At 37.7% G+C, this 9,848-nt stretch carries 6 protein-coding genes and 1 riboswitch; of the genes, 5 read left to right on the forward strand and 1 reads right to left on the reverse strand.

The features are described 5' to 3' along the window. Together VNJ50_RS06430 and VNJ50_RS06435 are read left to right on the forward strand one after the other, a co-directional pair. On the forward strand, window positions 1–2,068 hold a 2,068-nt coding region (locus tag VNJ50_RS06430), incomplete at its 5' end, for an outer membrane beta-barrel protein (protein ID WP_325580142.1). Between the two features lie 127 nt (window positions 2,069–2,195). Continuing rightward, entirely contained in the window at window positions 2,196–3,743 is a 1,548-nt protein-coding gene (locus VNJ50_RS06435) for a M20/M25/M40 family metallo-hydrolase (RefSeq protein ID WP_325580144.1), read from the forward strand. Window positions 3,744–3,834: 91 nt separating this feature from the next. Here the strand turns inward: VNJ50_RS06435 and metK are convergent, their stop codons facing one another. Next, a complete protein-coding gene (gene metK, locus VNJ50_RS06440) occupies window positions 3,835–5,130 on the reverse strand; it encodes a methionine adenosyltransferase (RefSeq protein WP_325580146.1) in 1,296 nt (431 codons plus the stop codon). Between the two features lie 407 nt (window positions 5,131–5,537). Continuing rightward, a riboswitch (SAM riboswitch) is annotated at window positions 5,538–5,682 on the forward strand. Window positions 5,683–5,814: 132 nt separating this feature from the next. On the opposite strand from metK, the gene VNJ50_RS06445 reads away from it, so the two are divergent. The 3 genes from VNJ50_RS06445 to VNJ50_RS06455 form a co-directional block, all read left to right on the forward strand. Then, window positions 5,815–7,119, forward strand: a complete 1,305-nt coding sequence (locus VNJ50_RS06445) for an O-acetylhomoserine aminocarboxypropyltransferase/cysteine synthase family protein (RefSeq protein WP_325580149.1) — start codon at window positions 5,815–5,817, stop codon at window positions 7,117–7,119. Window positions 7,120–7,133: 14 nt separating this feature from the next. Next, complete coding sequence (locus VNJ50_RS06450) at window positions 7,134–7,583, forward strand: OsmC family protein (protein ID WP_325580152.1); 450 nt, start codon at window positions 7,134–7,136, stop codon at window positions 7,581–7,583. A 3-nt stretch (window positions 7,584–7,586) separates the two neighbouring features. Continuing rightward, a partial coding sequence (locus VNJ50_RS06455) for an aspartate kinase (RefSeq protein WP_325580154.1) occupies window positions 7,587–9,848 on the forward strand: 2,262 nt, incomplete at its 3' end.

Genomic DNA, 9,848 nt, shown 5'->3' on the forward strand with positions numbered 1-9,848 from the left:
GGATAATATTGCCATTAATATTAAGTTAAAAGAAGGTAAAACCAATTTCTGGTTTGGCGATATTACTGCTGGTGGTGGCGTTTCGGAAGATAATGCCTTGTACGTGGCGCAACCCAAATTGTTTTATTACAGTCCAAAATACAGCGTGAATCTTATTGGTGATTTAAACAATATTGGCGAAGTTGCTTTTTCACGTCGTGATTATTTTAATTTTTCAGGCGGATTTAGAGCGCCAAGCCGTCAAAGTGGAACGACGATCAATTTAGGAAATAATAATCTCGGCTTTTTATCTATGCAGAACAATCGGGCGAAAGATATCAATACCAAATTTGGCGCGGCCAACTTTAGCTATTCACCAAATAAAAGATTGACGTTGAGCGGATTTGGAATTTTATCAAGCAACAGAACCGATTTACAGGAAAACCGATCGGTACAATATACCAATTCCGATTTGGGAATTCCGGATGAAGATACGCAAAGTAATACACGTCAGCGCAGTGATTTGACAATGCTAAAATTAAGTTCAAAGTACAAACCCAACGATCGCAATCAGTTGGATTATGAAATTTTGGGGCGTTTGTCAAAAGAATCCCAAGATCAAAATTTTCTGTCTTCTGTTATTGGAAATATCGATCAGTTTGAAAAAACAAAGCCGTTTAGTGTCAATCAAAATTTGAGTTATTACTACACTTTGGATGACAAGAATATTTTCGCCTTTGAAGCGCAGCATTTGTTGCAAGATGAAGATCCGTTTTACAATGCCATTATTGAAGAAAAAAGCAATTATAAAAAAACCGCCGATAATTTAGGATTGGATCCTAACCAGTTAGATTATAATATAGCTCAAGATAAACGTGTCAAATCCAACCAATTGGATGCCAAATTAGATTATTGGAATATTTTGACCGCAAAAAGCAACATCAATTTTACGTTGGGTACCATTTTGAGCAAACAGAATTTTGATTCCGAAATTTTCCAATATTTGGATGACGATACCATTTTTAATCCGACGCCAACTTTTAACAATGGTTTGGATAGTAATAACACCGATTATAACTTTAGCGATATTTATTTGGGTGCGCACTACCAATTTAAAACCGGTATTTTCACGATTACACCAGGCGTTTCGGCACATGCTTACAGTTCTAAAAATGTTCAGTTTGGAGAAGCCTATACCCATAATTTCTTTAAAATCCTTCCTGATTTTGACATGCGCATTCAGCTAAAAAGAAGCGAAAACATCTCTTTGACTTATGCCATGAATACCCAATTTACCGATGTGACCAATTTAGCAAAAGGTATCGTGCTCAATAACTATAATTCCATTTTCTCAGGAAATGAAAGTTTGGACAATGCACTTTCGCATAATGTGAATCTGCGATATTTTAGCTTTAACATGTTTAATTATACCAACGTCAGTGGTGGTATCAGTTATAGCAAAAAGATTGATCAAATACGTAATTTGACCAATTTTGAAAGTGTAATCCGAACCAATTCACCGTTCAACTCTGCTTTTGCCGATGAAACAGTGAGTGCCAACGGGCGTTTTCAAAAACGATTTGGGAAGTTGCAAGCTTCGGTAAATGGTAATTTTAATTATTCAAAATTCAATCAGTTTATCCAAGGATTGCGCTCGGTCAATGAAAGTTACTCACAAAATTATGGTGCCGAATTGCGGACCAATTTTAGAGAAGCGCCCAATGTGACTTTAGGATATCGTTATGGTATTCAAGATAGTGATCAGGGTTCTACACGCAGTAAATTTTATACCAAAACGCCATCTGTTGAAGTGGATGCCTTGATTTTGAAAACTTTGACGTTTAAAACAGATTATGCGTATAATAATTTCAGTAATAATGAGCGCACCATCAACGATTATCAATTTTGGAATGCCTCATTAGCTTACAGAAAAAACAAAGATGCCAAATTGGAATATGCGTTAAAAGCAACTAACTTGTTGGACACCAGATCGCAAAGCCAGAGTAATACGAGCAATATCTCAGTAAGTGCCACCGAATATTTTATCCAACCTCGTTTTGTGACGTTTAGAGTTATTTATTCGCTGTAGGTTTATTATAAAAACACGATTAAAAAGGACAATTTCATAAGAACTTGTCCTTTTTCTATTTAGAATTTTAAATAATAGTTGTATTTTCATGCACTTAATTTCACTACCTAAAAAAACAAATTAAAACATGAAAAAAATTTTATTAGGCGCATTCTTAATGTGCTTTATGCTTACGGTAACGGCACAAAATAAAAACGCTGTTATTGAGAACATGATTAAGGAGGCCAATGAGAATTCGCAATTAGAAAAGTTGGGACATCATTTGATGGATGTGATCGGTCCGCGATTGGTGGGAACTCCACAGATGAAACAAGCTCATGATTGGGCCGTTGAAACTTATAAGAAATGGGGGATTGCTGCCGAAAACCAACAGTACGGCGAATGGAAAGCTTGGGAGCGTGGCGTTACCCATATTGACATGGTTTATCCACGCGTACAATCATTAGCTGGTACGCAATTGGCTTGGAGCGCAAGTACAGGACCAAAAGGTGTCACTGCCGAAGTGGTTATTCTTCCAACGGTGAAAGATGCTGCTGAATTCCAGACATGGTTAAAGAGCATTAAAGGGAAATTTGTGATGGTTTCTGAATACCAAATTACAGGACGACCGGATTATAACTGGGAGGAATTTGCTACTCCAGAGTCTTATGAGAAAATGAAAAATGATCGTGATGCCGCTTCAAAAGCATTTCGTGAAAACATGGAAAGAACAGGTTTCAACGCCCGAAATATCCATGAAGCTTTAGAAAATGCAGGAGCAGCAGGGATTGTGTCTTCGTACTGGTCCAAAGGTTTTGGTGCCAACAAAATATTTTCATCACGAACTAAAAAAATTCCAACCGTTGATCTGCAATTAGAAGATTATGGGATGTTATACCGTTTGGCAGAATATGGCGATAAACCGAAAATTAAAATAGTTGCCGAATCTAAAGATTTAGGTGTGGCACCAACATTTAATACCATTGCTCAAATAAAGGGCACTGAAAAACCAGAGGAATATGTGATTCTTTCTGCACATTTTGATTCTTGGGATGGCGGTACAGGTGCAACAGACAATGGCACAGGAACTTTGGTGATGATGGAGGCGATGCGTTTGTTGAAGAAGTTTTATCCAAATCCAAAACGTACTATTTTAGTAGGCCACTGGGGCAGTGAAGAGCAAGGATTGAATGGTTCGCGTGCGTTTGTTGAAGATCATCCTGAAATGATGGAAAATATCCAAGCGGTGTTCAACCAAGATAATGGAACAGGTCGTGTGGTCGATTTATCGGGTGCAGGCTATTTGTATGCTTACGATTATTTAACCCGTTGGTTGCGTTCGGTTCCAAAGGATATCAGCAAACATATTAAAACCAATTTCCCAGGTTCGCCTTCAGGAGGTGGTTCTGACAACGCTTCTTTTATTGCTGTTGGTGCACCGTCATTTAACTTAAGTGCTTTGAACTGGTCGTATTGGAACTACACATGGCATACTAATCTTGATACTTATGATAAAATTGTTTTTGACGATGTAAGAAGCAACGCTATCCTGACCGCTATTTTGGCGTATGAGGCTAGTGAAGATGATGAAAAAGTGTCTCGTGAAAAAATTGTATTACCGGTTAACGAGCGTACCGGCAAACAAATGGAATGGCCAACACATCGTTCGCCAGAACGTAAAGGAGGCTTGGATTAATTTCTAAATTCTTATAAAACTAAAAAACCTTCAGCAGTAATGTTGAAGGTTTTTTTGTGTTAGATTAAGTCTAGATTCTAGTATCTGAAATCTAATTGTCTATTTGAAACGCCGCTCTCACTTTATCCACATAATCCAATTTTTCCCAAGTAAAAAGCTCTACATCCATTGTTAATTTAGTGCCATTAAATTGTTCAAAGGTTTTGGAAACGGTTTCATTAACGCGGCCCATGTGGCCATAAGCAGCAGTTTCACTATACATTGGCTGACGTAGTTTTAAACGTTTTTCTATGGCTGCCGGGCGCATATCGAAAATTTCAGATAGTTTTTCTGCAATTTCGCCATCTGTTAAGTTAAATGGGCAAGTGCCATAAGTATCTACATAAATAGATGTTGGTTGTACCACGCCAATAGCATAGCTTACTTGCACTAAAACCTCGGTACAAACACCGGCTGCAACAAGGTTTTTAGCAATATGACGTGTAGCATAAGCAGCACTTCTATCAACTTTACTCGGGTCTTTTCCAGAAAATGCACCACCGCCATGAGCACCTTTGCCACCATAAGTATCCACAATAATTTTTCGGCCGGTTAATCCCGTGTCGCCATGCGGTCCACCAATTACAAACTTTCCAGTTGGATTGATATGATAGGTAATATCATCATTGAATAATTCCTGAATTTGCTCAGGAAGCCCTGCAACAACTCTCGGAATTAAAATATCAACAATATCTTTTCTGATTTTTTCCAACATTTCAGTGTCCGCAGCATCCACATCAGCTTTTGAGTCTGATTTTGGTTTTACAAAATCGTCGTGTTGTGTAGAAACCACAATGGCATCAATACGCTGAGGTACATTATCATCGCTATATTCGATAGTGACTTGACTTTTGGAATCTGGTCGTAAGTAGGTAATATCCTTATTTTCTCTGCGTAAAGCCGCTAGTTCAATCATCAAACGATGCGAAAGATCCAATGCTAAAGGCATATAATTTTCGGTTTCGTTGGTGGCATAACCAAACATCATACCTTGATCGCCTGCACCTTGTTCTTCTTTGTTGGCTCGGTCAACACCTCTGTTGATATCTTCGGATTGCTCGTGAATGGCTGAAAAAACGCCACACGAATTGCCGTCAAACATATACTCACTTTTGGTATAGCCAATTTTATTGATGGTGTCTCTTGCAATTTTTTGAACGTCCAAGTAAGTTTGTGATTTCACCTCGCCGGCAAGAACCACTTGTCCCGTTGTAACCAAAGTTTCACAAGCCACTTTAGAGTCTTTGTCAAACGCTAAAAAGTTGTCTATTAAAGCATCACTAATTTGATCTGCTACTTTATCTGGATGACCTTCAGAAACACTTTCTGAAGTGAATAGATATGCCATAACCTGTTGTTTATTATATATTTGGATAGGATTTGACGTTGAGCGTCGAAGGTAGTTTCCACTGCCTTTAGCATTTTTAACTCTATGGTTTTTTAATAGAGTCTCATCCTCGGATTCCGATTCTGAAGAGGTTGCAATCAGTCAAATCTTTCCTCTTGATTATTTTAGGCAAAAGTAAAAAAATTAAATGGATGGCAAATCCTTTTATTTCGTTTTAGTTAGAAAATTAAAATTCGATTATTTTTTTTCAACCTTATTTTTTAGTGCTAACTCACTGTTTATATGATAAAAATCGATATTTATAGGACAATGAAAATAGGTGTTTTAAAAAATATTTTGATATTTATTTGGAATTGTAACTTTTGTATTGCAATATTTGTGCTCACAAAGTTCAAAATCTTATTGAAGTGTTATCAAGAAAGGTGGAGGGATTAGACCCGATGAAGCCTTGGCAACCCTTAAAAATTCCTGCGTAGGCAGGAATCTTATTAAGAAGGTGCTAAATTCTACTTAATTCCTGATTCATTTATCAGGTAATTGGATAGATAACTAAACATAATTACCCATCTGTAATTGTTATTTTCTTTTTAACATTTTTCTATTTGATCCGTCAGTGATGACGCATTTGTTCCGATTGTTTTCGGGATTGGTTTAATTTATTTATTAACTCAAAAATTTAGAAAAATGAGTACACAAAAATTCGCAACCCAAGCGTTGCACGCCGGACACGATGTTCAATCCAATGGAGGTACTAGAGCAGTGCCAATTTATCAATCGACAGCTTTTGTTTTTAGAGATTCTGATCATGCTGCCAATTTGTTCGCGCTTGCCGAACCTGGTAATATTTACACCAGAATCAACAATCCAACCACCGATATTTTAGAACAGCGCGTTGCTGCTTTGGATGGAGGTATTGCAGCTGTAGCTACTTCTTCGGGAATGGCTGCTATTGCTACGAGTTTGCTTACATTATTAAGAGCAGGAGATCATATTGTGGCGTCAAGTAGTTTGTACGGCGGTACTTACAATTTATTGAATGTGACGTTGCCAAGACATGGTATTACAACCACATTTGTCGATCCATCGGATGCAGAGAATTTTAATAAAGCCACCCAAGAAAATACGCGTGTGTTTTTTATTGAATCTTTAGGAAATCCTAAATTGGATGTGTTAGATATCAGAGCGATTTCTGATGTTGCAAAACAAAATAAAGTGCCATTATTTGTTGACAATACCGTAGCCACTTCTTATTTGCTAAAACCTATTGAACATGGTGCGGATATCGTAATCCACTCCTTGACAAAATATGCCAACGGTAACGGAACCGCTATTGGAGGTGCTATTGTAGATGCTGGTAATTTTGATTGGGCCAATGGTAAATTCCCGGAATTTACGGAGCCATCGCCAGGATATCATGGTTTGGTTTATGCCGATGTATTGAAAAATGCTTCATTTATTGCAAAAGTACGAATTGAAGGTCTTCGTGATTATGGTTCTGCATTGAGTCCGTTTAATGCGTTTCAAATTATCCAAGGTTTGGAAACACTGGAATTGCGAATCAAACAACACAGCAAAAACGCTTTGGAGTTGGCTAAATGGCTTCAAGAACAAGACGAAGTAACTTGGGTAAATTATCCAGGATTGGAATCAAGTCCGTATAAAGCCTTAGCTGATAAATATCTGCCGGAAGGCAAAAGTGGCTTAGTTACTTTTGGTGTTATTGGAGGTTATGAATCAGCAAAAACCATTGCTGATAAAACAAAATTATTTTCATTATTGGCAAATATTGGAGATACCAAATCGCTCATCATCCATCCAGCAAGTACCACCCATCAGCAATTATCTGATGAAGCTCAAGAATCGACCGGAACGACCAAGGATTTAATCCGTTTATCAGTTGGATTGGAGCATATCGACGATTTGAAAGCGGATTTAAAACAGGCTTTTAAAATAGTTAGTGAAGCTGTTTTACAAAATTCATCCAAGTAAAAGGAGTCATAATCATGAGCGAATTAACATTTAGTGTTCAGGGCGAAAGTGCTTCTGAGGCAAAGTTTATTGCCAAAACACGACAGTTTAGACTGGTGGTTGATGAACCTGAAACTTTAGGTGGTACTGACGAAAACGCAAATCCTGTTGAATATATTCTGGCTGGTTTAGCTGGATGTATAAACGTAGTTGGGCATTTGGTTGCAAAAGAATTGGGGTTTTCCATCAAGAAGTTACATGTTGAAGTTAGCGGAAACATTAATCCTGATCGGTTATTTGGAGTTTCTAATGACGAGCGAGCTGGTTTTAAGGCTATCGATTTAAAATTAATACCAGAAACCGATGCTTCTATTGAAACTTTGGCCAAATGGCTAAGAATTGTTCAAGACAGATGTCCGGTTAAAGATAACTTAACTAATAGCACTCCTGTAAAGGTGAGTGTTGAAAAGCAATACGCAGTTTAATAGATGTCACCATTAAATTACATCCAAATTCCAAACTACACCCTAGAAAGTGGTAAGACAATGAACTTAAAATTGTCTTACCAGCTTTTTGGACAACCTTTAGGTAGCGCGCCAATTGTGCTTGTTAACCATGCGCTAACAGGTAATAGCAATGTGGCCGGAAAGGGCGGTTGGTGGCTGGATTTGATTGGCCCTGATAAGGTAATCGACACCAATGTTTATACTATTTTATCATTCAACATTCCTGGGAATGGATACGACGGTTTTACAGTCGAAAATTACAAGGATTTCATTGCTAGGGATATCGCCAAATTATTTTTGGAAGGTTTAAAACAACTTCAGATCACCAAGCTTTTTGCTTTGATCGGTGGTTCGTTGGGCGGAGGAATTGCTTGGGAAATGGCGTTTTTAGCACCAAATTTAGCCACACATTTAATACCTGTGGCAAGCGATTGGAAATCGACCGATTGGCTCATAGCTAATTGTCAAATTCAGGAGCAGTTTTTAGTCAATTCAAGCAATCCCGTTCATGATGCCCGCATGCATGCCATGTTGTGTTATAGAACGCCAAAATCATTTAAAGAACGTTTCCAACGCAGTAAAAATGACGATTTAGAGATTTTTAATGTTGAGAGTTGGTTGTTGCACCACGGCAAAAAATTGCAGGAGCGGTTTCAATTATCAGCTTATAAATTGATGAATCAATTGTTGAAAACGATCGATGTCACAAAAAATAATGGAGATGATCCTAATATTTTAAATGCCATCCATTCCAACATCACGATTGTTGGCGTGGATTCTGATTTGTTTTTTACGGCTGAAGAAAATCGTGAAACTCAAAGGCAATTGGCATTGATCCACCCAAATGTAACCTATAGTGAAATCAATTCCGATCATGGCCATGATGCATTTTTAATAGAATTTGAACAATTGGAAAAAATTATAGAACCCATCTTTAGACCAGATACAGCACATAAGAAAATGAAAATATTAAAATTTGGAGGAAAATCTTTGGCCAATGGCGAAGGGCTTCAAAGAACCATTGCCATTATAAAGAAAAAAGTAGAAGACCATGAAAAAATTGCCGTTGTGGTTTCGGCACGCGGTAATGCAACCGATGAGTTAGAAGCTATTTTGACCAAAGCATCACGTAAAGAGGCTTATCAAGAGGATTTTGAAGCATTAAAAACTTATCAATCTGAGCCTTTAAAATCTGTGGATCTTACGGCTGAGTTTTCGGCTTTAGAAAATATATTTCAGGGCGTAACGCTTTTGGGCGATTACAGCGACAAAATAAAAGCTGAGGTTTTGGCTTCGGGCGAAATTATTTCTTCCAAAATGATTACGGCTTTATTGAAAGCAGAAGGTATCAATGCAAATGCTGTTAATGCTACACAACTAATTAAAACCGAAGGTGATTATCTTAATGCACAGCCTGTTGAAAAAGCTTCTCGTGAAAAGGTGTTGGCGTATTTTAAAAACTGTAATGGTACGACGGTTAATATAGTTACTGGTTTTATTGGTTCCAACTCTAAAAATGAAACGACTTTATTAGGTCGAAATGGGAGTAATTATTCGGCGTCATTATTGGCCAATTATTTGGATGCTGAAGAATTGCAAAATTTCACCCATGTTAATGGTATTTATACGGCAAATCCTGATTTGGTGGCCGATGCCAAAAAAATCAGGGAATTATCTTTTGCTGAAGCCAATGAGCTCGCCAATTTTGGAACCAACGTTTTACACGCCAAAACCATCATTCCGTTATTGGAAAAAAATATCAAACTTCGGATTTTAAATACGTTTAATCCTGATGATGAAGGCACTTTGATTTCCGCAAAAGCAAATACCAAGGAAGTGACCTCGCTTTCTATTTTGGACAATGTGGCATTGATCAACTTTGAAGGCCGTGGATTACTCGGGAAAGTAGGTGTTGATGCCCGAATTTTTAAAGCCTTGAGCCAGCATAATATTAGTGTGAGTATTGTTTCGCAAGGTTCTTCTGAGCGCGGTATTGGATTGGTCATTGATGCCGATAAAGCAACCCAAGCCGTTATTGCTCTAGAACGTGAGTTTGAAAACGATTTTTATTCGCAAGATGTGAGTAAAATTGGAGTCATTGACGATGTTTCGGTCATTTCTATTATCGGTATTGAGTTGGGTTCGTTTCATAAACCTTTTAATGCTTTGATCAAAAACCAGATTACGCCATTGCTGTTCAACAATACTATTACAGGTAAAAACGTGAGCTTGGTAGTGCGCAAA

The organism is Gelidibacter sp. (genome assembly GCF_035577925.1).
GTDB lineage: Bacteria > Bacteroidota > Bacteroidia > Flavobacteriales > Flavobacteriaceae > Gelidibacter.